The following is a 23031-nucleotide window of genomic DNA, read 5'->3' as shown; positions in this document are numbered from 1 at the left end:
AGGGGAGTCCCCACTCATCCCTAAATCGGAGATTCACCATGCAATACAAGCAACCCACCCAACTGAAAGCTGTAGTCCTGGACTGGGCGGGCACCGTCGTCGACTTCGGTTCCTTCGCGCCAACCCAGATTTTCGTCGAAGCTTTCGCTGAGTTCGGTGTCGCCGTCTCCCTGGAAGAGGCTCGCGGCCCGATGGGCATGGGCAAGTGGGACCACATCCGCACCCTATGCAACCAACCGCAAATCGCTGAACGCTACCGTGCCGCCTTCGACCGCCTGCCGACCGATGATGACGTCACTGCTCTCTACGAGCGCTTCATGCCGCTTCAGATCGAGAAGATCGCCCTGCATTCGGCACTGATCCCTGGCGCTCTCGACGCAATTGCCGCCTTGCGCGGCAAGGGCCTGAAGATCGGCTCCTGCTCCGGTTACCCGGCAGTGGTGATGGAGAAAGTGGTAGAGCTGGCTCGCCAGAATGGCTACGTCGCCGACCACGTAGTGGCCACCGACGAAGTGCCCAATGGCCGCCCGCACCCAGCCCAGGCCCTGGCCAATGTGATCGCTTTGGGTATCGACGACGTGGCTGCCTGCGTGAAGGTCGATGACACCTGGCCAGGGATCCTCGAGGGTCGCAGCGCTGGCATGTGGACTGTCGCGCTGACCTGTTCCGGTAACGCCCTGGGCCTGACTTTTGATCAGTACAAGGCTCTGTCAGAGGAGCAGCTGACGCAAGAGCGCGCACGCATCGCTCAGATGTTCGAAGGCTCGCGCCCGCACTACCTGATCGACACGATCACCGACCTGCCGGCGGTGATCGACGACATCAACCAGCGGCTGGCTCGCGGTGAGGTACCGCAGGCCTGCTGAAGAGTGTTTTGAGCCTTTGGAGCTACCTGCCTGTACTTGCGCATCGAGGCGGGCAGGTAGCGACCTGAGTATTCTTTTGGCGGACCAGAGACTTCTCAGGGTGACCCACTCAAAGTAGAGATCGAACAATAATGACAACAAGACCTCATCGCTACCTCAAAACAGCCCTTTGCGTTGCCCTTGCGCCATGCGCGCCCTCTGCATTCGCTGACTTTGTCGGTGATGGTAAAGCTGCACTCGAACTGCGGAACTTCTACTACAGCCGAGACTTTCGGGATGGAACACCGAGCCAATCGAAACGGGAGGAGTGGGCACAAGGCTTCATATTGAACCTGCAATCGGGGTTCACCGAGGGGAAGGTTGGCTTCGGCTTGGATGCAATCGCAATGCTGGGCCTCAAGCTTGATTCCAGTCCTGACAGGACTGGAACCGGGCTTCTACCGCGGGGAACGGACAAGCGCGCAGAAGACGACTACTCCAAGCTGTCTTTGACTGCAAAGGCTCGATTGGCCAAGAGCGAGCTGCGCATCGGCGGGTTGAATCCGGTCCTTGCGCTGATGTCTTCGAACAACAGCCGCCTGTTGCCTCAGGTCTTCAATGGTGGGCAGTTGGTATCCCGTGACATCGATGCTCTGACGGTTACGCTGGGACGCGTCGATTCGGTCAAGCAACGCGACTCTTCCAATTCCGAAGATCTTACGGCTACGTCTCAATTCGGGGGATATTCCACCAAGGTCAGCAGTGACCACTACACTTATGCCGGGCTCGATTACCAGGTGATGCCCAATCTCATCCTGTCCTACCACGTAGGCGAGCTTGAGGATATCTTCCGACGGGATTACGTCGGGCTGAAGCTCAATGCTCCGTTGGGTGCTGGTAAGGTGTTTGCAGAAATGCGCTACTTCGATGCCAGGGAAAGCGGCCGCAAGCTGGTTGGTGAGGTTGACAACAGAACCTTCAGTAGCAATTTCGGCTACAGCCTGGCAGGGCACACATTGAGTGCTGGTTATCAGAAGGGATGGGGCGATACCGCCTTTGCTTACATAGCGGGTACCGACACCTACCTGTTCGGTGAAATGCTGGTGAGCACGTTTTCCCTGGCCAATGAACGAGCCTTGTATGCCGGCTACGGTTATGACTTTGCGACAATGGGAGTCCCCGGCCTGACCTTCAACCTGCGTTACGTCAAGGGCGATGATGTGGACCCTGCCAATATCAACACCAGTAAGGCCGCAGAGCTGCGTGCCCTTGGGGAGGAGGGGCACGAATGGGAGCGCAGTACGGATATCACCTACGTCGTTCAATCCGGGCCGCTGAAGAATTTTTCACTCCGCTGGCGCAACGCCACAAACCGTTCGAATTACGCTGACAGCGCCGACGAGAACAGGCTGATCGCCAGCTATGTGATCAACTTTTAGGGCGCTTAAGCGAGCTTGCAGTTTGCCAACTGCGCCGGCTTAATCGATAGCAGGGATGCTGCCTGAGAAACTCGCTGTAGTGATCATTTGAACTGATACAAAGCGCACGATCTTGAAGCTGTTTGAGTTTCAGCCGATTCCCTCCTGGGTCGTCAGCCATTCTGAGATACGAAAGCACGCTGGGTAGTGCCTCAGTGGTCTGGCGACCTTTTTTTCAGCACAAATCGGACAGACAAGCAGGCTCATTGACGCTTCAGGAATCGGACTATTTATGTACCAGTATCATAAGTGGCTGCGCTCCTTCCATGCCGTAGCCAGAACGGGGAGCTTCACCCTGGCCGCCGAGTACCTGAGTGTCGGCCAACCAACCATCAGCGAACAAGTCAGTGCACTGGAAAAAAAGTTCTCGGTGGAGTTATTTCATCGCCGCGGACGATACATCGAAATGAGTTCGGCAGGGCGTATGCTCTATGAAATCACCCAAGGCCTGTTCGGCCAGGAGGACGAGGCCTTGCAATTGTTGCAGAGCTTCCGCCAGCGAAAGCAGGGAATGCTTCGCATCGGTGCCGTATCACCGCCGATTGCCATGAGCCTGACCTATGCTCTCATGCAGCAGTATCCGGACGTCGAGCTGGAGACCTCGTTCACCACTGAAACAGGAACGCTGGACCGTTTGTATAACTTTGATATCGATGTGGCGATTCTGGCACTGTCGGAGTTCGACCCCCGCTTGAGCACGCAGCTATATCGAACCTGTCCGATTTTGGCTGTGGTTCGCGATGACCACCCGTGGGCGAACCAGACGCAGGTCAGTGTCAAGGAAATCACCGGTCAACGTGTAGTACTGCGCGAGAAAGGTTCGCGCACCCGGCAGCTGGTAGAAGAAGGCTGTAAGGCACACGGTGTCAGCCTGGACTGCGCCATGCAGCTCAACAGTCGGGAGGCTATCGTCCATGCTGTCGTTCAAGGAATAGGCATCGGCTTCGTATCAGCGGTTGAGTATGCCGACAGACCCGGTACCAAGGCGATCTCATTCGTTGAACAACCTTTCCATATCAGCTATTACCTTTGCTGCCTTGGAATACGTCGTAATCGGCCGATTATTTCAGAGCTCTTCGATTCCAGCACCCACCCGGAGCCAGCGCGGGGAGGGTAGGGATGGCCCGGCATTCGGGCCATCCTTGTGCAGCGTTGCCAGCCTATAACGTCGGCTCTGGCTCGGCTTGCTTGCCACCCGACTCGGCGCCATCGAGCAAGGCATCAATCAGCGCCTTGGCCATCTCCACCGAATGCAGGGTGGACCACAACAAGCCTTTCTTCGGATTATCACCGGCGTTGTCGCACGCTGCATAGGCGGTATCGAATGCGCCCCGAAGCAATAGCGAGGCATGCACCAGGGCATCTTCGGCGGGGATGCCAGCGCATACGGCGAACAGCGGGGCGTGGCCTGCGTCGCAGGAGCCGAAGGGGGTTGTGGCGGTTTGGTGGATGGTGCCAGGGGAAGAGGCGGGGTCGGTGGGTTTCTTGAGTGGTGGGTCGGGGACGATTTTTATCATGGTGTAGCTCCTATCACTAGTTGAGCTACCACGTTCGTTTCCAGGCGAATGGGTGGCAGCTGTACGCAGGCTGGAAAACCGGGGCAATAGGAACCCGGCAGACCCGAAGGTCTCCCACGCACAGCCGCCATAGACGTGCAGACGCAAAAAAAGCGCCCGCAATCGTTATGGTGGCGCCTATGCGCCCATTGCTCCACGGGTTTCCAGGCCCGATCGCTGAATTTGCAGCGACGGGCGAATGCTAGCGGGATTTTGCGGCTGGGTGCAAGGCATTAAGTTGCGCAATGTTTTTCAGACAACAGCGCTCTGCCAAATTCTTTTGAACGCCGTCTCGGGTGATAATGCCGGCCATCGTTTTTTCAGAGCCCGCCACCTTCATGTTCGAGATCAAACCGCAGAACCCCGAAACCTATCGTCAGCAAACCCGGCGCAGCACCCTGGTCATCGCGCTGGTCTTCATCGCGCTGGCCATGGTGCTGTCCAGCGCTGCCGTGATGCTGTTCGGCGTACCGGGCGGGGATAATTTCCGCTTGAACGTGGCGGGTGTGCTGGCAGCCCTGGTGCTGAGCATTGTGCTGCTGCGGGTGAAGTTCTGGTCGCAGCCGTGGATGGCTGCGGCGGTGTACGGCTGGCAACTCAAGCGCAGCCTGATGAGCGTGACCAATGTCATGCATCACGTCAAAACGGGCGTGCAGGTCAGCGACCCGGCGGCCATGAAACTGTTGCGGTTCTATCACCTGGGCGTCACCCAGATGCACCAGCTGGACGCCAACTCCAGCGCCCTGAGCCAGATGGTGCACGAGATCGACCAGCACAAGGCGACGATGGAGGCGCTGGGGATGGATACCGACCAGCCTCGATTGGACCCGGCCTGGCTTGAGGCCGTGCAGAAGGCGGGTGCGGGGACCTGATGACCCGTTACGAGTACAACGAGCACCTGACCTTCACGCTCAATGCCAACAACATGTTCGACAAGCGCTATCTGAGTGGCTTGGGCAACTTTGATACGACTTTCTATGGGGAGCCGCGCAATTTGATGGTGACCACGAAGTGGGCGTTTTGAGTCGGTTTGCAGGCCTAGCCTGAGGCGATACCTTCAATGGCCAAGAGGTATCGTATGATGGTTTTTTTCTCCGGCAGCCATTCAAGGACACCACCCATGCGGTTAAGCAAGCGCGATCAGGCGCACATCGAGCGTCGCTTGGCGGCTACTCTGACCGAGGCCTGTGAAACGGCCAAAGCAGAAATAGTGGGGTTCTGCTGGCTGACCCACGAGGTGGACTACGCGACGTTCCCTGCGAGCCTGATGGTGGTCTGGGTCTTCGATACCCAGGCCAACCAGGACCGGGCCCTGTCCAGTGGGCAGGGTGAGCGCATGGTCGAACTGACGGCCGTGGCGTTGAATGAGGCGGATGTCGTCGTCAGTCCAGTGTCGGCCCATGTGCATTTCGACAGTGAAGAGCAATGTCAGCGTGCCAATGCCGGCAACTGGCAGCAACGCCTGGCGCACAAGCGCCAGGCTCGGGGTTGAAACGTGGCCAAGGATATCGAAAACCCCTGTATTTCCGTTTGCCAGTTGAGCGGTGACCTGTGTGTGAGTTGTGGCCGCACCAAGGAAGACATCAAAAAATGGAGGCGCATGAAGCGACCCGAAAAGATGGCCGCTGTGCAACGAGCAAGCCTGCGCATGAAGGGTCTGCGAAAAAAGAATGCTTGAGGCGTTGGGGGCTTTGTTTGCTCGGTCGGGGGTGTGGTTGCGGATGGCCGAACTTTGCCGACCGCAATCGACCCAAGGCGGTCCTTCGCGAGGGGCAACAATCGGCCAGAAGCGGACCATGGGTTCGCGGTGTCGATACCGAATTTTCCAATTGATTTAGGTTCCAAAAATGGGCAGAGCCAAGGAAAAGAACTCGACAGAGGACTACCGTTCCCTCGACATTCGGGCGCTACACCGTGCCAGGCTGCTGCGCGCTGGCTATGCCTGCAACTGGGGGTGGAAGCGCCGTGGCGAATTGGTCGGGACAATCGACATCGAGGCCGAAAGCCTGATCCGTCTGCGCCTGCGGTATCGAGTTGTAGTGGTCAACTAATCCCGGACACGACGTTAAGTTTTTCTTCGGCCTGAGCTGGCGCCAGCCCACCGTTGAATTGATGGGGGCGAATCCAGTTGTACCGATGCATCAAGAAATGGCTGATATCGCGCTGGGCTTCTTGAGCAGTTCGGTAGCCCATGGTCGGTATCCATTCAGTTTTCACGCTGCGAAACACACGCTCCATCGGCGCATTGTCCCAGCAATTACCCCGGCGGCTCATGCTCTGGCGCATGCGATAACGCCACAGCCGCTGGCGAAATAAACGACTCCCATACTGCGACCCTTGATCCGAGTGAAACAGCAGGCCCTGAGGTCTTCCTCGTTGCTCATAGGCCATATCCAGTGCCTTGATAACCAGCTCGGCGTCCGGCTTTTCCGACAATGCCCAACCCACTATCCGGCGCGCGCAAAGATCTAGCACAACAGCCAGATAATGCCATTTCCCTTGGGCCCAAATGTAGGTGATGTCGCCGCACCACACTTGGTTGGGGGCCGAGACATCGAACTCCCGATTCAAGATGTTCGGGATATCCAACCGTTCGACCGTCGCTCGTTTATAGGCATGAGAACCTGGCTGTTTGCTCACGAGGTCAAGCTCACGCATCAAGCTGCGTACCTTAAATCGCCCCAGTTGCTCGCCGTCTTCACGCATGATCGACAAGATGCTGCGGCTGCCCGCAGCACTACGACTTTCTGTGAACAGTTCATTGACCCGACTGCGCAGCCGAAGCCGCTCAATATCAGGAGTCCGGCGCCTGAGACGCTGGGCGTAGTAACACGAGCGGGTGACTTCAAACACTTTGCACAGCCAATCAATCGGCTCGTGGACGCTAAGCTGATTGATCAGCGCGTACGCTCGTGATCTTCCGACATCAAGAGCGCGGTAGCCTTTTTTAGTATCGATTTTTCCCGTTCAAGGCGGGCGATCCGGACTTCCAGTTCCTGGATTTTCTGCTGCTCCGGGGTCAGCGCTTTGCTTAGCGGGGTGACACCTTGGCGCTCCTTCTGAACCTGCTCAACCCAGCGGCGTAGTGCCGACTCGCCGACGCCGAGTGAACGACTGGCTTCGATGTAGCTGTAGTTTTGCTTGAGCACGAGGTCGGCAGCCTCGCGTTTGAATTCAGCGGAAAAGGAACGGCGTTGTTTGGTCATTTGACACCTCGATCTGGCGAGCATTCTCGCCTAAATGGGTGTCCGGTTTCATTAGACCACTACAAGTGACAACGAAGGGAGAAGCCGAGTCGAAGGATTACCCCGTCCCGATCACCTGGACACCCTGCCACCTGGGCGGCAATCGTCCGTGGTTCCTGTGTCCCTGTTGTGGCCGGCGAGTCGCCAAGCTGTACCTGCGCCGCGTGTTCGCCTGCCGTCACTGTCTGCGCCTCAACTACGAGAGCCAGCAGGCCAACAAGCGCGACCGTGCCGCCGATCATTCGTGGAAGCTGCGCAGTGCTCTGGGTTGCCCCGAAGGTTTCCTATCCATACCTGCCGAGTTTATTCCGAAGCCAAAGGGCATGCACTGGTGGACATTCGAGCAGAAGGTGGAACAGCTCAAGCGTGTAGACGCCCGAGCCTTGGCCGATGCCGGGGCCATGCTCGCCAGCATCGAGCGCATCCTAGGACATGCCAGCAGGGCCCTTACCCGCTGCTGACCATCGTTCTGAGCGCGTCCAACCTTAGCTGGGGTCATGCCGAGATAACGGAAAATTCGGACATTCGCTCTATAACCTGTTGTTTTTGCGAGCCTTGCATAATTGCAGTAGTGGGCCAGGTGGGCACGCAGATCGCGGAGATCCAGGCACTGGTCTGTTGTTCTGCGTGCCCTGGGCGGACAGGCTCCAACTGGCGGTCTGGCAGTGCATGCGCAACGCCCGTGCCTCCGCGCTCATCCCGGCTACCTGCACCGGATCAGGTTTGATTTGCGCTGCCGGCATCCCCAGGAGGATGGCCAAGTAGTTTCAACTGTGTGAGGGCCTCGACCAGGCGTTCTTGGAGGCTCTGCGCGTGCGGGTCGGGCGCCAGGGCGGCACCGCCAAATCGCCTGACGGCCTGCCTGACTAGCGCCTTTTCAGCCAGTCCTTCAGGCGTTTCGCATAGGGATAGAGGCTGACCCAGAGATCGGCCAGCGGCGAACCGCTGCTGAGCATGAAGGTGCATAGCGGCTTGCGCTCCAGCCATAGGCGATTGATCAAGACGTTATCTGGGTTCGAGCAGGAGTCCATCCACTCGATGCCGCGCTCCTCGAGTTCGTTACGCCGGTGGATGTACTCGAGGATGAGGAGTACGCCAGGCGAATATTTGGCGTAGTCCTCATCGAAGGCGATCTTGAAGGCAAAAGCAGCCGGCGGGGCGAGGAAGTCGCAGAGCATCGCCAACGGACGGCCATCGAGGGACATTTCGAGCATCATCAGCTGACCGCGGGCATACGCGGCGCTGGCGACTGCCTCGAAATAGCGGCGGGATTCCGGGCGGCTACCCAAAGCCGATTGCGACTCACCTTTCCAGCCCTTCAGCTCGAGTTTGACGAACGCCGCGAGCCAGGCCGCCAAGTCCTCGCCGCTGGGTTGCAGCGCACGAATACGTAAGTCGCCCAACTCGGCCAGGCGGTTACGTTGGCGGCGGTACTCTCTGCGTTCCTTGGACGACAGCGCCCGCTCCAGATAGCGCTCGGCATCGTCGCCCAGCCTCATCAGCGCTCGCTGCCAGTGAGCGCCCTCATGGAAGCGCCGCCCCTCCTCGCGCAGCGCCCCGCGTAGGGCATCGGCCAGCGGGCCATCGGCAGGCGCATCGCGCATCCGCAAAAGCGGGTAGCTCTCTCGATGCCTGTGTAACCAGCGCAGGAAAGAGCGCATCACCCCGCTCTCGTGACCGCTCCGCAACAGGGGCGCCACTGAAAAGCAATAACGGTGGCGGAACATTCTGGCCACCGACAAGGGCAAGAGGGCACAGGCGCCCGGCTCGAAAAGCGGGAAAAAACCATCAATCACAAACCCGGGCCGCATCGTTCGCTCGGTCGGTCTGAGAATGAACAACAGCACGAAGCGCTTGTTGCCCGCCAAGTGCTCGAGGGCCGACAGCAAGGCCCAGGGCGAGTAGAACATGTTGGGTTCGACAGCGGCCTTGGCCAGCGCCTCCCAGGCTTCGATATAGGGCTCGGCATCCGCCAACGAGCGAACGACCTCGATGTGGTAGTCGGCGCACTGCGGCACAGCGGAGCTAGCGTCGTAGGTTCTCTCGATAATCATTTCCCGCATCCTGCCCTGCAAGGGCAAAGCTCCATCCACCCCAGCAGTGAAGTGATCCAGTCACAAGGGGAATACTCCGCCGCGTGAATTTTGCTCACCCAGTTCAGGGTTGCCAGCGACTCTCTTCACTTCGGAGCCGGTCATGCTGCCCCGGACAACCTTCACGTCGGCCTCGCAGGACTATAGCAACGGCTCAAGCGGGCCGCTTTGAAATGCAGAAAAATTAGTCATTGCCCAATACCCGGCTAAACCCGGGACGGCGCGCATCTACTTGCTATACATCGCACGTTCGACGTCCACGGCACGCCAAGGGTAAGCTTGGCCATCCCGATCCCTCCAATGGGTGTCGTCACCCATCTCATTGCGTTTGCTAGCGGTCGCTGAAAGCGCAGTGCAATACCGTTGGTAAAGCTGAAAATTCTCGTTCACTACGCTTACGTACCCTCCGCGAAGCTTGAATCCGTATTGAGGGTATTTCCGGGCAATAACCGAGTCGATGACGCCACATGTGTTAGGCGCGAGAAAGGCGACCACCTTTGATGCAAAGGCAAATTGCAATTGCGGCAACCCACACAAGACACGAACCCCGTCTCCGAAATGCCCCGCATCGACCAGTCGTATTGCCTGGCGTATCAAACAAACGGCTTCACCGGGATCGAAGTCCACCAGCCCGCGCCGTCGGCGGGGCTGCCCCCGATGCAAAAAATTTGATCCATTTATGGCTGTCCGTACCTTGGACAAGGCACGGGAACCGTTCGTAAGCCCATCGGAGCCCGCGTAATGGCCCCAATAGAGAACGCTCAAATACCCCATCAGCACACGCTCATCTTGAGTTGAGCGAAGTAACTGGTGGTGGTGCTCATCCAACTGCGAAGACGTGCCAAATTCAGCGTGAGAGTGTTGTGCGACTGTGCCGCGGAGCCCTACCGCTGGGTAGGAATAAGCTTCGCGGCTTCGTTTGAATTCCATAGGAAGGTTTCGATAGCAAATTGACACTATGCCATAGGGCATGGCTCAGACAAAGGGTGCCGCGCTGTCACTCTGTTCCACCACCGGGACTGGAAGGTCTGCCAAGCGCTGTCATCTGCGAACGTCCGCTTCTGGCCGATTGTTGCCCCTCGCGAAGGACCGCCTTGGGTCTGTAGCAGACCCTCGCGAGCAATCACGCAATCCCTCTCAGCCGGCCTGTACGAGATTTTTCTGCCCGCCGCTTTGACGAACAAGCAGAGTTTTCACGTTTCTCAAGTTTTTTTTATGTTTGCCAAGCGCAATGGTACTCTCTGATGGCATTTTAGTGGCCTTTCGTTGCCGCCCCCGCCCCGCATAAATAAAAATCATGAGGTTGTCGTCCATGGCCAGTGGGTTTGCATTGGAAAATCTGACCGTCACCGGCGTGCGCGACACCGGGGATGCGCTGGCAACCATCACCCGGCAGGTATCGGACATCCAGCAGATGAGCATACAGATTGCCACGGCTGCCGAAGAGCAGACCGCCGCGGCAGAAGAGATCAACCGCAGCGTCTTGAGCGTGCGCGAAACCGCCGACCAGTCGGCCATTGCCAGCGCCGAGATCGCGGCATCCAGTGTGGAGCTGGCCCACCTGGGGAGCGAGCTGCAAAGCCTGGTGGCGCGCTTCAAAGTGTGAGGCCGGCAGCCGTGAATTACCGATAAGACGGCTACCAGAGTTGGGTACTTTGGCTAATTCGTCGAAAGATCTGAAAGCGGCGAGTGAACCCGCACCTGTCAATCGGTCGCCATCACCTCCAGGCGGCCGTCCTGTCCAAGGTGGTAGCGCTGCAGATCGCGCGCCAGGATCAACCGGCCGCTGAAGTGAGCCTCGGCCTCCTCGCGAACCTCCTCGATGGACGGGCTGCGCTGGGGGTTGGCCTGGTAGCGGGCGCTGAAATGGGTAAGCACCAGGTTTGGAATGCCTGCCGCCTCGGCGAAACGCGCTACCGCTGCAGCCGTGCTGTGCCCATAACTCGCCCGGGTGCGATCGACCATCGGCTGGGTAAATGTCGCCTCATGCACGAGCACATCCGCACCCGCTGCTACTTCGGCCAGTAGCTCGGGTGTGTCGTTGTCGCCGCAGACGATGACGCGCCGCGCTGGTCGCGAGGGGCGCAGATAGTCCTGCGCATGAAGCATGCGCCCGGCATGCTCCACATAGTTCCCTCGAACAAGTTCACCCCAAAGGGGGCCACGCGGGATGCCTTCGGCCTGCAGGCGTTGCACATCCAGGCGTGGGTCAGGATTGATCTCGGTGAACACATAGCCGTGACAGGGCACCCGATGAGACAGGACAACAGTGCCGACCCGGACATTGCCACTGCACCAGCCGTCGAAGGTTTCGACAGCATGCATGCGCAATTCGAAGGGCAGGTGCGACTCGGTGACGGCCAGGCCAAGGCGCACCCAGTCATGCAGCGCAGCCGGCAGCACCATGTCCAGCGGCTCGGTACGCCCGGCCATGCCGGCGCTAGCCAGCAACCCGGGCAAGCCGAAGCAGTGATCCCCATGGACATGGGTAATGAATACCCCGCGCAGGTCATGCAGCGACAGCGGGGTGCGCAGCAGTTGATGCTGGGTGGCCTCGCCGCAATCGATCAGGTACCAGCCCTTGCCGGAAGATTCGATCAGGGCGGTACCGCTGACGTTCCGGGCCCGGGTGGGCACCCCGGCCGAGGTGCCGAGAAACTGTAGATCCATGGCTGTCTCCTCTGCTTGATTAGGCGGGGCAACCGGCTCCCGAAAGACGCAGGGACACATGAAAATGTATCCATGACGATTATAGGAGCAGGGGGCAGTGAAGAGTGTGGCTGCTCTGGCAGACTGTAAGACAAACATTGATTGGCATGGTAACGACGTTCGTGCCCAGCGTGGCAGCGACTGCCTCCAGCTGCTCTGCGTTAAGATCGGCCAGCACGATCAGCTCACTCGACAACCTGCAACACTTGCTTGATGCGCGCCTGTCCTTGCTGCAGCCGGTCATGCGCCGTCGCCACCTCCGCCAGCGGCATTACCTCCAGGCGTGGCGGGCGCACGCGTCCGGTCGCTAACAGGTTGGCGATACGCCCCAATGCCTCGCCACTAGGCATGCGGCTGTAGGCGACTGCCGTGCGTAGACCGCGCCTGGCCGCCTCATCAAAGTCGGGGCCCGTATCGCCTGGTACCAGGGTAAGAATCGCAACCAGCACACCGCCAGTGCGTAGCAGATCGAGGGCGTCGGGCAAGGTACCCGCACCAATGCAGTCGAGCACCATGTCGACTCCTTCGGGTGCCCACTGCTCCAGCGCGGGACCGATGTCAGTGTGGCGATAGTCGATGGTGAACTCGGCCCCTAACTCTCGCACATGGGGCAGGTTGTCATTGCTGCAGGTTGTGGCAACCTGTCCCCCTGCAGATCTGGCAAACTGGATGGCGAACCCTCCCACGGCACTTCCTCCGCCATGGACCAGTATCTTCATCCCAGGACGCAGGCCGCCCTCATCAAACAAGCCGGCCCAAGCCGCCAGAGCGGGGGTGGGGACAGCCGCAGCCGCGGCGAAATCGAGGTTGGCTGGTATCTTGACAACAGAGGCGCGCGAAACGCAGACGTACTCGGCATAAGCCCCCCACTTTCCGGCCCCCACATCACTCTGGGCGAAAACCCGGGTACCTTCGGGGATGTCAGAAACTCCTTCCCCCACTTCAGCTACGGTTCCGGACAGGTCGAAACCCAGTACAAATGGAAAGCTGTAGGTGATGAACTGGCTGAGGTAGCCTTGGCGACATTTCCAGTCGGCCGGATTGACCCCGGCGTAATGGACGCGAATCAGGACTTCACCAGGCCCCGGCAGCGGTTTCTGCACCGTGGCTAACTGCAATACCTCCGGGCCCCCAAGGCGATCTATCACTACAGCACGCATAGCAGTACCTCTTTCTGGATTCTTGTAAGGAAAGCAGTGGGGTGACCCATCGGTTCGTCGACCCCACCAGTGCGGGTGTGCCTTTGGACGAGTCAGCGCATGCTGACACCGCCGTCAACACTGATAACCTGGCCGTTGATCCACTCACCGTCGCGCGACGCCAGGAATGCAACGGTGGCAGCAATGTCTGTCGGTTCCCCGAGGCGTGGACTGCGCCCCTGTTCGAGCGCATCGGCTTTGAGCTGCACCAGCGCGTGCTCGCGCAGAGCCTCAGTCATAATTAACCCCGGCGCGATCACGTTGGCGCGGATGCCCTGCTTGCCCCACGCCGATGCGACGTGGCGCATCAGCGCATGAATGCCGCTTTTGCTGATGCCATAGCAGACTCGCTCCGGTTCGCCCATGAAGGCAGCGGCGGAACTGGTGTAGACGATCGCGCCACCACCGCGCTGCAGCATTGCCGGTAGCGCATGGCGGGTGCACAGCAGGTAGCCGCGCAGGTTGACTGCGATGGTGCGGTCAAATATTTCAAGCGGAACATCGAGCACGGTGGTGTCATGCATGATTGCGCCCATGTCGGCCGCATTGGCATGCATCAAATCGACGCCGCCGAAAGTATCCAGCGCGGCTGCTATCAGCGCAGCCACCGAGACGTCATTGCTGATATCGCACTGCACTCCCAGGGCTCGTCCGCCTCGGTCCTGAATACGTTGCGCCAGCGCTTCTGCGCTGTCGCCCTGGAGATCACCGATCACCACGGCCGCGCCTTCCATCGCCAGCCGTTCAGCGGTGGCGGCGCCGATACCCGAGCCGCCGCCAGCGATCACCGCCACTTTGTCGATTAGCCTATGCATTGCTCAGCTCCCGCTACCGGTTCGGCTCATGCGCCTGTGGGCTCGATGCCCGGGTGTGCCCATGCCGGAATTATCGGTACCGGCAACTGATCGTGGCCGTCCAGCGTAAAGACCGGTAGCCCGTGGGCTAGAGGAAAGTGCAGGCTGTGTGTGATCAGACCGGTACGCTCGCTGGCAGGCAAATGGCACAACGCTAACGCGGTCTCCACCAGATATTCGACGGGCTCGGTTGGATAGTCGTCCGGGATGTAGCGCCCGCCGCCAGGGGTACGAATCGCGGTGCTCGGCCCCACCGTATTCACCGCAATGTTGTCGGTCTCCAGCTCCGCCGCGAGACTCTGGGTGAAGCGGTTGATGGCAGCCTTGGCCGCAGCGTATACAGCGATACCCCCGAACCGTTCGAGATCCTGATAAGGACGCAGCGGCGGCAGAGCGGTGACCGAACCCAAGTTCAGAATCCAGCCGCCACCACGTGTACGCATCAATGGAATTGCAGCCTGACTGAGTGCGAACGGCACACGCAAGTAGTGATCTAGAGTGCGCTCGAACATGGCTTGCGGCATCGTTTCGACGCCGCAGTACTCGGCGAATCCCGCGTTGTTGACCAGGATGTCCAAGCCGCCGGCGGCAGCGGCGGCGCGTGCGACCAAACCGTCGCGCTCAGCGGGCAGCTCCAGGTCGGCGGTCAATGGGATTGCCTTGCCGCCGGCCAGCGTGATCAGCTCGACCGTCTCGGCCAATGAGCCTGGCACGCTAGCCGTCTGCTGCAGACTGCGCGCACTGACCACCACGGTCGCCCCCTCTGCCGCGAAGCGCTGGGCGATGGCGCGACCAATACCCCGGCTGGCCCCCGTGACAAGTGCGACCTTGCCGGCCAGTTTCTGCGATGCCTGAGTCATAGTTACTCCTTATTGTTGGAATTGGTGAGGGACAAGATGCTTTTCGAAAACGGACAGAATGCATGGGAAATTGCTTCCACTGTCCACTCGGGAAATTCAGGGTCGAACCACCGATCCACCCAACCCCAGTGAAACGGATGAGTCAGATACTCACCTTGCAGATCTTCGATTCTGGCAAATTCCTGCTGCCAGACATGCGTCCAGGTGCTGTTCGAGCACACCCGACTCAGTTGCCAGTTGCGGATCCCCACCATAAACGACGGCATGCACAGTAGATCACGCTCCAGGGATGCAATATGACTAAGGGTTTGATGCGGGCGTACGCGAAACAACAAGGTGCGCCAGACTCCGCCCCTCAGCCCGGCGGCCCGCTCACCTCCACCCAGTCGCTGATAGGCCATACGGTCAACACGCAGAATGCCCGGCAGCCGCTCCAGGCCAGTCGCCGTGCTGGCCTGGAATGCGCTACTTGCAAAACACAAGTCCAAGGTGAAATCACCGGCGCCCCAACTGCCTTCGAAATTGCGGCCTAGGCTCGCGTGTTCAATGCCGGGCAAGTCCTGAACCAAACGGTGAATCTGGCCTTCTACCTCATCATGCGCAGTGTCGGGATCGAAATAAATCTGTGCGGTTTCATGCCACATTTTCCGCGACCTCCAGGGACGGCAGAGGTTGATCGGCGCTACCCAGCACATGTCGACTGCGGTGTTGGCATAGTTCGTCCACGGCAGTCCAGAACTCCAGTACTTCGGCCCCGGCGCGTAGGCGCATGCCGTAATAGCCCCAGACGTCGGGCACCTGCCACAGCAACCAGAGCCTGTTTTGCTCGCCAGGAACAGCAACCGGTGGCGACACCCAGCGCTGCAGTAAAGTCAGCCCGCGTGCGGCTGCATGCGGCATGTAGCGCTCGTCCAGCAAAGCCAGTACGGTGGGGACGTGGTTGGGGGCTAGCCGGATTTCATCGAGTATCTGAATCATGGCTTGCCTGCCATCTTGTCAGGTGACAGGCTGGTGCAATTCGGCAACCGGGTGACGGCGATAATCATGTTATGAATGCTCCACTGATGCGTTGGGGGAGGCACGACTTGAGCGTGAGCCCAACATTGCTGACCTGCTTACATTGGGCCACAGCTACGATGGCTGCACCGTCACCGGATCAATCACGAACCACTACTGCCGCAATCAAGATGCGAGATTTACGATGGTTTCCCGACCTGCACATGCTGTTCGCGTTCCTTACGGGCTGGACACTCGACTGCTTGATGAGTTGCACCGCAACAGCCTGCAGGCCCCAGGGCAAGATGGATTGGCTGAGCAACTCTCGGCGGACAGCTTCGTGGCGCTGTACCGACAGGCCATCGAGCAATTAGAGGAAAAAGTTGCGCAGGGTGAGGGCCAGCCACCGATGCGCAAGTACGAAGTCGACCTGATGTGTCGCTGCCTGCTCAGCTGCGGCACCCTCGGCGAAGCCATCCACTGTGCCGCAGAGTTCTGTGCCATGCTGCATCCCCGTGCGGGGAAGTTGAGCCTGGAGTTGCACGGTCAAAGCGCCACATTTCACATGGACTCGTTGCGTCAAAGGCGCAGCTCGGCGGCCTGCCTGGTCGACCTGACCGGGCTGTTTTGCTACCTGCAACTATTCGCTTGGCTGATCGGGCAAACGTTACGTCCGTCCAACGTATTCCTGGCCCACCCAGAGCGCAAAGACGCCATGCCCTTCCTTGGCCTCTTCGATGCTCCGGTGTCGGTGGGTAAGGCGACCTATGGCTTCAGCTTTGGCGCAGAATTGCTAGCACGCCAGGTAGTACGTAAACCCGCCGAGTTGGCGGTGTTCCTGGTGGACTTCCCTTTCCGCCTTATAGGCGCACCGCCGAACGTGGTTTCAGCCACGCAACAGGTACGAAGCTTTCTGGATGCCGCCCTGGCCCATGAACTTGAACTGCCCGCCCTCGGCTCGATAGCGGAGGCCTTGGGCACCAGCGAGCCGACCTTGCGCAGGCGTTTGGCGGCCGAAGGTTCCAGCTATCAGCAGCTTCGCAGGCTTTGCCTGTGCGAATCGGCACAGCGCTGCTTGCGCGACTCCGACTGGACGATCGGTCGTGTTGCGGGCCATTTGGGATTTAGCAGCGAGGCGGCATTTCGACGTGCCTTTGTGAGCTGGACCGGGCATGCGCCTAGTCACTTTCGCATCAAGGGCGACTGACCCGCCTTCTCCCGGTGAACTCACCACACAACACTCCCCTATACAGCACGATACGGGGTGCGCGTTTAGACAGGGCCTCAACGAACTCGCCCGGGGAGTGCAGGTTCATCAAGATGCTTTGTCATGGCATCTGATTTAGTGAGCGAGGGGCCGGTTGCCAGTGGCAGTTTCTGGCAGACTGCACGCGCCCCCGTTACCCCGCCAACCAGCGGAGCGCCCAAAGCCGCGCGCAATCACCTCACTCAGAACGCCAGCGTTTAGAGCTTGTCTTTGGCGTCATCTCTGGGTGCCATGCCTTCAGCGCCATCCACCAACGCATCGACAATCGCCTTGGCCATCTCGATCGAATGCATCGTCGACCACATCAGGCCTTTCTCGTGAACCCCGGCGCATTCATTGGCTGCATAAGCCGTATCCGTCGCGCATCTGAGCAAAAGCGAAGCATGCACCAGCGCATCCTCGGCATTGATCCCGCCGCGCACGGCGAACAAGGGTTCATGGCCTGCGTCGCAGGAGCCGAAGGGGGTGGTGACGGTTTTGAGGATGGTGCCGGCGGGTGGTGGGTCGGGGACGATCTTTATCATGGTGTAGCTCCTTCTGCAGTGGAGCCGCCACACGTCGCTGTCAAACAATCAGGTGACGGCTGTACGCGGGTTGACAGACCGGGGCAAAAGGAACCCGGCGCACACGAGTGTGCCCCACGCACAGCCGCCATAACACGAAACTGCGGATGCAAAAAAAGCGCCTGCAATCGGGATGGGGCGCTGTTGCGCCTTTTGCTGATTCGGTCTGTCAAAACCGGTCGCTGAATTGGCAGCGACGGGGGAAAGGTTAGCGTGGTCGGGGGGAGGGTGCAATAGGGAATGCTTGGGCGCCTAGTGAGTGTTCTCCCCCCAGACCAAAGGGACTAGCCAGAAATCCCCCACAGGAGTACAAATGTACTCCATGATAACCCTATCCCCCCGCCGCACCGCCATCCTCACCTTCATCCGCGACCGCATCGCCGATCACGGCCAGCCCCCGTCCCTGGCCGAAATCGCCGAGGCCTTCGGTTTCGCCTCGCGCAGCGTGGCGCGCAAGCACATCGTGGCGCTCACCGAAGCCGGCTTTATCGAGGTCGCCCCCAACCAGGCCCGCGGTATCCGCCTGGTGCACCAGGGCAAGCGCCCTGAGTTGCTGGAGATCCCGGTGCTGGGCCGGGTGGCGGCCGGTGCGCCGATTGGGCCGGACGCGGACATCCATGAGCAGCTGATGCTCGACAGCCGCATGTTCTCGCGCACGCCGGATTACCTGTTGCATGTGTTCGGCGATTCGATGATCGAGGATGGCATTCTCGATGGTGATCTGGTGGGTATTTCGCGTCAGCCCGAGGCGCGGGATGGGCAGATTGTGGTGGCGCGGTTGAACGGGGAGGTGACGATCAAGCGTTTCGAGCGCAGCCGCGACTGTGTGCGGTTGCTGCCGCGTAACCCGGCCTATGCGCCGATCGTGGTCACGCCGGATCAGGAGCTGGAGATCGAAGGCGTGTTCTGCGGTCTGGTGAGGCGCGGCTGATGGGCGCCGTGGTCAGTCTTGACGGGCTGCTGGACGAGCGGCGGGTCTGGAAGGGCCGGCCGCGTGCGCCTGAGATCGGCGTTGAGCCGACCGGGCATGCTGTGCTGGATGCGGCGTTGCCTACGGGTGGCTGGCCGCCGTCGGCGTTGACCGAGTTGTTGCTGGAGGCCAATGGCTGTGGCGAGTTGCAGTTGTTGTGGCCGAGTCTGGCGCGGTTGACCGGCAGCGGTGAGCGGGTGGTGTTGGTGGGGGCGCCGTTTATTCCTTACCCGCCGGCGTGGCAGGCGGCGGGGGTGGATTTGCGTTGGTTGTCGTTGATCGAGGCGCGGGGTACCGATGCCTTGTGGGCGGCGGAGCAGTGTTTGCGTTCGGGCAGTTGCGGGGCGGTGTTGTGTTGGCCGCAGAAGGCTGATGACCGCGCCTTGCGTCGTCTGCAGGTGGCGGCGGAAACCGGGCAGACCCTGGCCTTTGCCTGCCGCCCGCAGCAGGAGGCGCATAACCCGTCGCCGGCGGCGCTGCGCATTGCCGTGGATGTGCGCCCGGCCCAGTGGCGGGTGCTCAAGTGCCGTGGCGGGCTGGCGCCGGCGACGCCGATTCCGTTCGCCGGGCGGGCGTGGTTCGGAAAGGGGGCAGATCATTAAGTGGACACCATTTCTAGCCTTAACTCCCGAGGGTTGTGCCCGATTCGTTCGAGGACTGACGCAATGATCCGCATCGACACCATCTGACTCGCCACCGAGCCCATGGACATGTGCGCCGGCACAGAGATGGACTGGCTCGCGTCGTGGCGGTCTTTGGTGCGGCGCAGCCGCATTGCGCTTATCTCCTTGCCAATCGTCGCGGCAATCGCATGAAAGTGCTGGCTCACGATGGCCTGGGGATTTGGCTGGCGGCGCGCCGCCTGCACCAGGGCCGATTCATCTGGCCCGGCCCCCACCAGGGTTCTCAGCTGGAGTTGAGTCCCGAACAGCTTCAAGCGCTGGTGATCGGTCTTCCCTGGCAGCGTCTTGGCTCCAACAGAATTTTCCGCATGCTTTAACGGAAATGGCTGATTTGCCCCGAATAACAAATCGGGCACAGTCGACGCCATGATTTCTGCCACTTCTCTTGATCAACTCGATACCGAACAACTACGTAGCTGGCTGCACGGTTGGCCGCTTACTATTAGAGCGCGTTACTTTAGTAGGGAAAATGTCATGTGGGAGCAACTGATTCGGCAAGATCGTAGAGCCATGAAACATGTGATTATGGGAGTTTCTCAAGGTGCTGATTTTGCTTCCTTTGAAAAGGAAATTCCGGTTTCTGTCGCAGATTTGAAGCCAATAATGGGCTGGGTAAAGGATGATGATTGTGTGTACGACTATCGGCTTACTGCGGAGCAAATTAGCGCTATAGAACAGCTTTGCTCGCTGGAGCTGCCCAAGGATTTGGAGCTTTTTCTTACGTGTAACGTCTGACTTGTCATACCTCGACCTGCCTGAACCTGAAGCATAAGTACATCGTCCGTCACCTGTTCCAGGCAAGCCCCCCCGGTCGCTGCTATATCTGCCACTACAATTCTGGCTGGCATGATCCGTATGAGTATCTGAAGGACGTGCTGGAGCGGTTGCCGACACAGAAGATAAGCACGATTGCCGAGCTACTGCCACATAACCGGGAACTGCTCAGCAAGGTGTGATGGCTGGCTGCTTAGTGCGCCAGTTAAAGCTGGCGGAGGATAGTCGATGAAAGTTCGATACTGGTAAGAAATGGCGAATCAACCAGACCCCGAGTCATGCATGTTGCACCGTGAGGTGCAGGGTGAAGCGTTGACAGGGGAAACCGATGGGCCAGCCATTGAGCCGCGTAATCAGGAATCCGGGATGCCGATGCTGTTAAGCGAAGCAGAAGGCAATACGGAGCATGGCGTTATACGCCAGTCATGCTCTGATCCCGCGCGGTCGGAGACCCTGTGCACGTCGGGAAGTCCTTCGCACAGAAACTGGGAGATCTCAGCGGTGCCCGGTGCGCAAGCACCGGGCGGAGCAGGAAAGGCCAAAAGCCGTAACCCTGCTGCCCACGCCGCTGAGAAGTCGGATACGTCCGTAGTACCTGAGAAGCCATCGAACAAAGGGCCTGGCCCTGCGGAGATAGTGGAGGAAAGGGACGTAGCCAAGGGAAACACCGACAGGCCCCCCGCGCCCCGGACGCTGAGCCGGATCAATTGCGCGTCGACGGGACTTGAAGGTGTACGTGAAGCAGCCCGAAGGAACAAGGGCATGCAGTTCACGGCATTGCTGCACCACATCACACCGCAGTTATTGGCGCAGAGCTTCTATGCTCTTCGCCGCGATGCAGCAGTGGGAGTGGACGGCATGTCGTGGCGAGAATATGAGAAAGGTCTTCTCCAGCGGGTGACCGATTTGCACGGAAGGCTCCACAGTGGAGCCTATCGGGCAACGCCGTCGCGGCGGGTCTATATCCCCAAAGCCGACGGCAGGCAGCGTCCGCTGGGCATTGCTTCTCTGGAGGATAAGATCGTACAGCAGGCGGTCGTTACCGTTCTGAATGCGATCTATGAAGAGGACTTTCTGGGATTCTCGTACGGGTTTCGGCCGGGACGCAGCCAGCATGATGCGCTGGATGCGTTGACGGTCGCGCTGAAGGGCCAGAAGGTGAACTGGATATTGGATGCGGATATCACGTCGTTCTTTGATGAGATCGACCATGAATGGATGCTGATGTTTCTGGGACACCGGATTGCAGACCGGCGCCTGCTCGGGCTTATCTGCAAATGGCTTCAAGCGGGTGTTATGGAGGATGGCCGTAGGGTGGCTGCGACCAAGGGGACTCCCCAAGGCGCAGTGATCTCGCCGCTGCTGGCGAATATCTATCTTCACTACGTGCTGGATCTGTGGACAAGGCAGTGGCGTCAGCGGCATGCCCGTGGCGATGTGATTGTCGTGCGTTATGCGGACGACAGCGTGGTGGGTTTCAGGACGCAATGGCAGGCTCAGCAGTTCCTGGTGCAGTTGCAGGAACGGTTGGCCAAGTTCGGATTGTCCCTCAATGCCTCGAAAACACGACTGATTGAGTTTGGTCGTTTTGCTGCGAGAAATCGTAGGAAGCGAGGCTTAGGTAAACCGGAGACATTTGACTTCCTGGGCTTCACGCACTGTTGTAGTACCAACAGAAGCGGTGGGTTTCAAATACTGCGCCTGACGGTCAAGAAGCGAATGCGTGCGACGCTGCTGGCTATTCGGGATGAGCTGAAGCGCCGACGTCATGAACCCATCCGGGCTCAAGGGCAATGGCTCACTCGGGTGGTGAGTGGTTACTTCAATTACCACGCGGTGCCAGGAAACTTGAAGCTATTGAGTGGCTTCAGGAAGGCCATATGCCGATATTGGCGTCAGGCTCTCGGGCGACGCAGCCAGCGAAATCGGCTGCAATGGTCTCGCTTCGGGTTGCTCACAGATCACTACATACCGAGCCCAAAGAATGCACACCCGTATCCTGAGGATCGCTTCGCGTCACGTACCCGAGGCAGGAGCCGTATGCGGTAGTTCCGCACGTACGGATCTGTGCGGGGGGTGGCAGGTAACTGCCATCCCTACCGCGACCATTGAGAGACCAATCATGTACTTACGCATAACAGGCTTTTTTCCAGAGCCGGATGAAGATGACTCATTGCAATACAAACAAGTCATACAGAAAGACTCAGAGCCATCGGTATTGGAAATAATGGGCTGGTCTTCTCTTGAGGATGGTTTAGGTGGCGAGTCAGAGCTAACGGCAGAGCAAGCAAAGCTTATCGCTGGAGTGCTTGGTGAGTCTGTGATAGAAGGGCTGACGCTGTTCATTGGTAGCCACTCATAGATTCGGCATGCCTCGACCTGCCCGAAGGGCATTAGGCGCCACGCACACCGAATGCCAGGCACTGAAACCTACGCGCCGATACCCGGCAACGCCGGCCCAATCTCCCGTCCAACGAAAACTCCCAGCGATCGCCCGACCACAATTGCTGCAATACGGACTCGGGGCGTTCGCGCATGATGAACGAGCAAGTGCAGGTATCCAGCATGAACGTGGTTACAGATTGAACCTGCCTTCATCACCCACAATGCTCGGGCGCTCTTGCAGGAAGTCTTCATCAGCCTTGGGCAGTTCAGCCAGCGACTGCCAGCTGGGGCGTACCGGGCGCAGGGTGATAACGTCACCATTGCGCGTTATCTCCAGCTCCCCGACACCCTCATAAGCCATGTTTGTCGGCAAGTGAATCTCCTGATTCTTGCCGTTCTTGAAAATCGAGACTGTTCGCATAACGTAGCTCCTGCATATGTCTTGCATCTGCAATATGGCAATGCCCTCATGCATCTGCAAGGCATAGGGTAGGTCAAGGAGCTTTCTCACATCCTCGCCGGATCCACCGTTAGTTTGGGGCGGTTAGACAGGG

At 59.3% G+C, this 23031-nt stretch carries 29 protein-coding genes and 1 pseudogene; 18 read left to right on the top strand and 12 right to left on the bottom strand.

Annotated features, from left to right (window positions below):
- The first annotated feature begins 38 nt into the window (after positions 1-38).
- The 3 genes from phnX to NVV94_RS15810 all read left to right on the top strand — a co-directional run bounded on the left by phnX (position 39) and on the right by NVV94_RS15810 (position 3440).
- Positions 39-866: a phosphonoacetaldehyde hydrolase gene (gene phnX, locus NVV94_RS15820; protein ID WP_258443326.1), complete on the top strand. Its 828-nt coding sequence runs from the start codon at positions 39-41 to the stop codon at positions 864-866.
- Positions 867-997: 131 nt separating this feature from the next.
- Positions 998-2284 (top strand): OprD family porin, encoded by a 1287-nt coding sequence (locus tag NVV94_RS15815; protein ID WP_258443325.1) that lies wholly within the window; start codon positions 998-1000, stop codon positions 2282-2284.
- Between the two features lie 271 nt (positions 2285-2555).
- On the top strand, positions 2556-3440 hold the full coding sequence (locus NVV94_RS15810; RefSeq protein WP_258443324.1) for a LysR substrate-binding domain-containing protein: 885 nt from the start codon (positions 2556-2558) through the stop codon (positions 3438-3440).
- 43 nt (positions 3441-3483) lie between these two features.
- On the opposite strand, the gene NVV94_RS15805 is transcribed toward NVV94_RS15810, so the two are convergent.
- On the bottom strand, positions 3484-3840 hold the full coding sequence (locus tag NVV94_RS15805; protein ID WP_258443323.1) for a DUF3077 domain-containing protein: 357 nt from the start codon (positions 3838-3840) through the stop codon (positions 3484-3486).
- Between the two features lie 377 nt (positions 3841-4217).
- On the opposite strand from NVV94_RS15805, the gene NVV94_RS15800 reads away from it, so the two are divergent.
- From NVV94_RS15800 to NVV94_RS15780, 5 genes are all read left to right on the top strand, one after another.
- Positions 4218-4751, top strand: coding sequence for a DUF3087 domain-containing protein (locus tag NVV94_RS15800; protein WP_258443322.1), 534 nt, complete (start codon positions 4218-4220; stop codon positions 4749-4751).
- A complete protein-coding gene (locus NVV94_RS15795) occupies positions 4751-4903 on the top strand; it encodes a hypothetical protein (RefSeq protein WP_408733410.1) in 153 nt (50 codons plus the stop codon). Before NVV94_RS15800 ends, NVV94_RS15795 begins: the two co-directional genes overlap by 1 nt.
- 96 nt (positions 4904-4999) lie before the next feature.
- On the top strand, positions 5000-5371 hold the full coding sequence (locus tag NVV94_RS15790; protein ID WP_258443321.1) for a hypothetical protein: 372 nt from the start codon (positions 5000-5002) through the stop codon (positions 5369-5371).
- A gap of 3 nt (positions 5372-5374) precedes the next feature.
- Positions 5375-5557: a DUF1289 domain-containing protein gene (locus tag NVV94_RS15785; RefSeq protein WP_258443319.1), complete on the top strand. Its 183-nt coding sequence runs from the start codon at positions 5375-5377 to the stop codon at positions 5555-5557.
- A gap of 169 nt (positions 5558-5726) precedes the next feature.
- The gene (locus tag NVV94_RS15780; protein WP_258443318.1) at positions 5727-5930 is read left to right on the top strand and encodes a hypothetical protein; all 204 of its coding nucleotides are present in this window, start codon (positions 5727-5729) and stop codon (positions 5928-5930) included.
- Here the strand turns inward: NVV94_RS15780 and NVV94_RS15775 are convergent.
- Positions 5923-7085 (bottom strand): IS3 family transposase gene (locus tag NVV94_RS15775; RefSeq protein WP_258443255.1). Its coding sequence is split into 2 segments (ribosomal slippage): positions 5923-6830 and positions 6830-7085, totalling 1164 coding nucleotides; the frame shifts between segments, so codons are not numbered across the junction. The two genes, NVV94_RS15780 and NVV94_RS15775, sit on opposite strands and share 8 nt — an antisense overlap.
- A 65-nt stretch (positions 7086-7150) precedes the next feature.
- On the opposite strand from NVV94_RS15775, the gene NVV94_RS15770 reads away from it, so the two are divergent.
- Positions 7151-7585 carry a hypothetical protein gene (locus NVV94_RS15770; protein WP_258443317.1) on the top strand — a complete coding sequence of 145 codons (435 nt, stop codon included), beginning with the start codon at positions 7151-7153 and terminating at the stop codon, positions 7583-7585.
- A 405-nt stretch (positions 7586-7990) separates the two neighbouring features.
- On the opposite strand, the gene NVV94_RS15765 is transcribed toward NVV94_RS15770, so the two are convergent.
- Together NVV94_RS15765 and NVV94_RS15760 are read right to left on the bottom strand one after the other, a co-directional pair.
- Positions 7991-9178: a GNAT family N-acetyltransferase gene (locus NVV94_RS15765; protein ID WP_258443316.1), complete on the bottom strand. Its 1188-nt coding sequence runs from the start codon at positions 9176-9178 to the stop codon at positions 7991-7993.
- Positions 9179-10354: 1176 nt separating this feature from the next.
- A complete protein-coding gene (locus tag NVV94_RS15760; RefSeq protein WP_258443315.1) occupies positions 10355-10531 on the bottom strand; it encodes a hypothetical protein in 177 nt (58 codons plus the stop codon).
- Here NVV94_RS15760 and NVV94_RS15755 point away from each other — a divergent pair.
- On the top strand, positions 10530-10823 hold the full coding sequence (locus tag NVV94_RS15755) for a hypothetical protein (protein ID WP_408733409.1): 294 nt from the start codon (positions 10530-10532) through the stop codon (positions 10821-10823). The two genes, NVV94_RS15760 and NVV94_RS15755, sit on opposite strands and share 2 nt — an antisense overlap.
- A 98-nt stretch (positions 10824-10921) precedes the next feature.
- Here the strand turns inward: NVV94_RS15755 and NVV94_RS15750 are convergent, their stop codons facing one another.
- The 6 genes from NVV94_RS15750 to NVV94_RS15725 form a co-directional block, all read right to left on the bottom strand.
- Entirely contained in the window at positions 10922-11887 is a 966-nt protein-coding gene (locus NVV94_RS15750; RefSeq protein ID WP_258443314.1) for an MBL fold metallo-hydrolase, read from the bottom strand.
- A gap of 224 nt (positions 11888-12111) precedes the next feature.
- Positions 12112-13086: an NADP-dependent oxidoreductase gene (locus NVV94_RS15745; protein WP_258443313.1), complete on the bottom strand. Its 975-nt coding sequence runs from the start codon at positions 13084-13086 to the stop codon at positions 12112-12114.
- A gap of 92 nt (positions 13087-13178) precedes the next feature.
- Positions 13179-13940: an SDR family NAD(P)-dependent oxidoreductase gene (locus NVV94_RS15740; RefSeq protein ID WP_258443312.1), complete on the bottom strand. Its 762-nt coding sequence runs from the start codon at positions 13938-13940 to the stop codon at positions 13179-13181.
- 26 nt (positions 13941-13966) lie between these two features.
- The gene (locus NVV94_RS15735) at positions 13967-14839 is read right to left on the bottom strand and encodes an SDR family NAD(P)-dependent oxidoreductase (RefSeq protein WP_258443311.1); all 873 of its coding nucleotides are present in this window, start codon (positions 14837-14839) and stop codon (positions 13967-13969) included.
- Positions 14840-14841: 2 nt separating this feature from the next.
- Complete coding sequence (locus tag NVV94_RS15730) at positions 14842-15483, bottom strand: Dabb family protein (RefSeq protein WP_258443310.1); 642 nt, start codon at positions 15481-15483, stop codon at positions 14842-14844.
- The gene (locus tag NVV94_RS15725; protein ID WP_258443309.1) at positions 15473-15817 is read right to left on the bottom strand and encodes a hypothetical protein; all 345 of its coding nucleotides are present in this window, start codon (positions 15815-15817) and stop codon (positions 15473-15475) included. Before NVV94_RS15725 ends, NVV94_RS15730 begins: the two co-directional genes overlap by 11 nt.
- Before the next feature lie 223 nt (positions 15818-16040).
- On the opposite strand from NVV94_RS15725, the gene NVV94_RS15720 reads away from it, so the two are divergent.
- Positions 16041-17042, top strand: a complete 1002-nt coding sequence (locus NVV94_RS15720) for an AraC family transcriptional regulator (RefSeq protein ID WP_258443308.1) — start codon at positions 16041-16043, stop codon at positions 17040-17042.
- A 257-nt stretch (positions 17043-17299) separates the two neighbouring features.
- Here the strand turns inward: NVV94_RS15720 and NVV94_RS15715 are convergent, their stop codons facing one another.
- The gene (locus tag NVV94_RS15715; RefSeq protein WP_258443307.1) at positions 17300-17626 is read right to left on the bottom strand and encodes a DUF3077 domain-containing protein; all 327 of its coding nucleotides are present in this window, start codon (positions 17624-17626) and stop codon (positions 17300-17302) included.
- A gap of 352 nt (positions 17627-17978) precedes the next feature.
- On the opposite strand from NVV94_RS15715, the gene lexA reads away from it, so the two are divergent.
- The 7 genes and pseudogenes from lexA to NVV94_RS15680 all read left to right on the top strand — a co-directional run bounded on the left by lexA (position 17979) and on the right by NVV94_RS15680 (position 22454).
- Complete coding sequence (gene lexA, locus NVV94_RS15710) at positions 17979-18596, top strand: transcriptional repressor LexA (protein ID WP_258443306.1); 618 nt, start codon at positions 17979-17981, stop codon at positions 18594-18596.
- Positions 18596-19237: a translesion DNA synthesis-associated protein ImuA gene (imuA, locus tag NVV94_RS15705; RefSeq protein WP_258443305.1), complete on the top strand. Its 642-nt coding sequence runs from the start codon at positions 18596-18598 to the stop codon at positions 19235-19237. Before lexA ends, imuA begins: the two co-directional genes overlap by 1 nt.
- Before the next feature lie 110 nt (positions 19238-19347).
- Positions 19348-19635, top strand: coding sequence for an IS66 family insertion sequence element accessory protein TnpB (gene tnpB, locus NVV94_RS26945; RefSeq protein ID WP_408733408.1), 288 nt, complete (start codon positions 19348-19350; stop codon positions 19633-19635).
- Between the two features lie 157 nt (positions 19636-19792).
- Complete coding sequence (locus NVV94_RS15695) at positions 19793-20053, top strand: hypothetical protein (protein ID WP_258443303.1); 261 nt, start codon at positions 19793-19795, stop codon at positions 20051-20053.
- Positions 20054-20163: 110 nt separating this feature from the next.
- Positions 20164-20274, top strand: a pseudogene (locus NVV94_RS15690) (transposase domain-containing protein); the annotation flags it as partial.
- A 580-nt stretch (positions 20275-20854) separates the two neighbouring features.
- Positions 20855-22141 carry a group II intron reverse transcriptase/maturase gene (ltrA, locus tag NVV94_RS15685; RefSeq protein WP_408733407.1) on the top strand — a complete coding sequence of 429 codons (1287 nt, stop codon included), beginning with the start codon at positions 20855-20857 and terminating at the stop codon, positions 22139-22141.
- A gap of 73 nt (positions 22142-22214) precedes the next feature.
- Entirely contained in the window at positions 22215-22454 is a 240-nt protein-coding gene (locus NVV94_RS15680) for a pyocin S6 family toxin immunity protein (RefSeq protein ID WP_258443302.1), read from the top strand.
- 213 nt (positions 22455-22667) lie between these two features.
- Here NVV94_RS15680 and vapB read toward each other — a convergent pair whose 3' ends face one another.
- Positions 22668-22898 (bottom strand): type II toxin-antitoxin system VapB family antitoxin, encoded by a 231-nt coding sequence (vapB, locus tag NVV94_RS15675; protein WP_258443301.1) that lies wholly within the window; start codon positions 22896-22898, stop codon positions 22668-22670.
- Positions 22899-23031 lie beyond the last annotated feature (133 nt).

Origin of the sequence: Pseudomonas sp. LS1212, assembly GCF_024741815.1 — a bacterium.
In the GTDB taxonomy this organism is placed as follows: Bacteria; Pseudomonadota; Gammaproteobacteria; order Pseudomonadales; family Pseudomonadaceae; genus Aquipseudomonas.
This window is presented reverse-complemented; position numbering and strand designations above follow the sequence as displayed.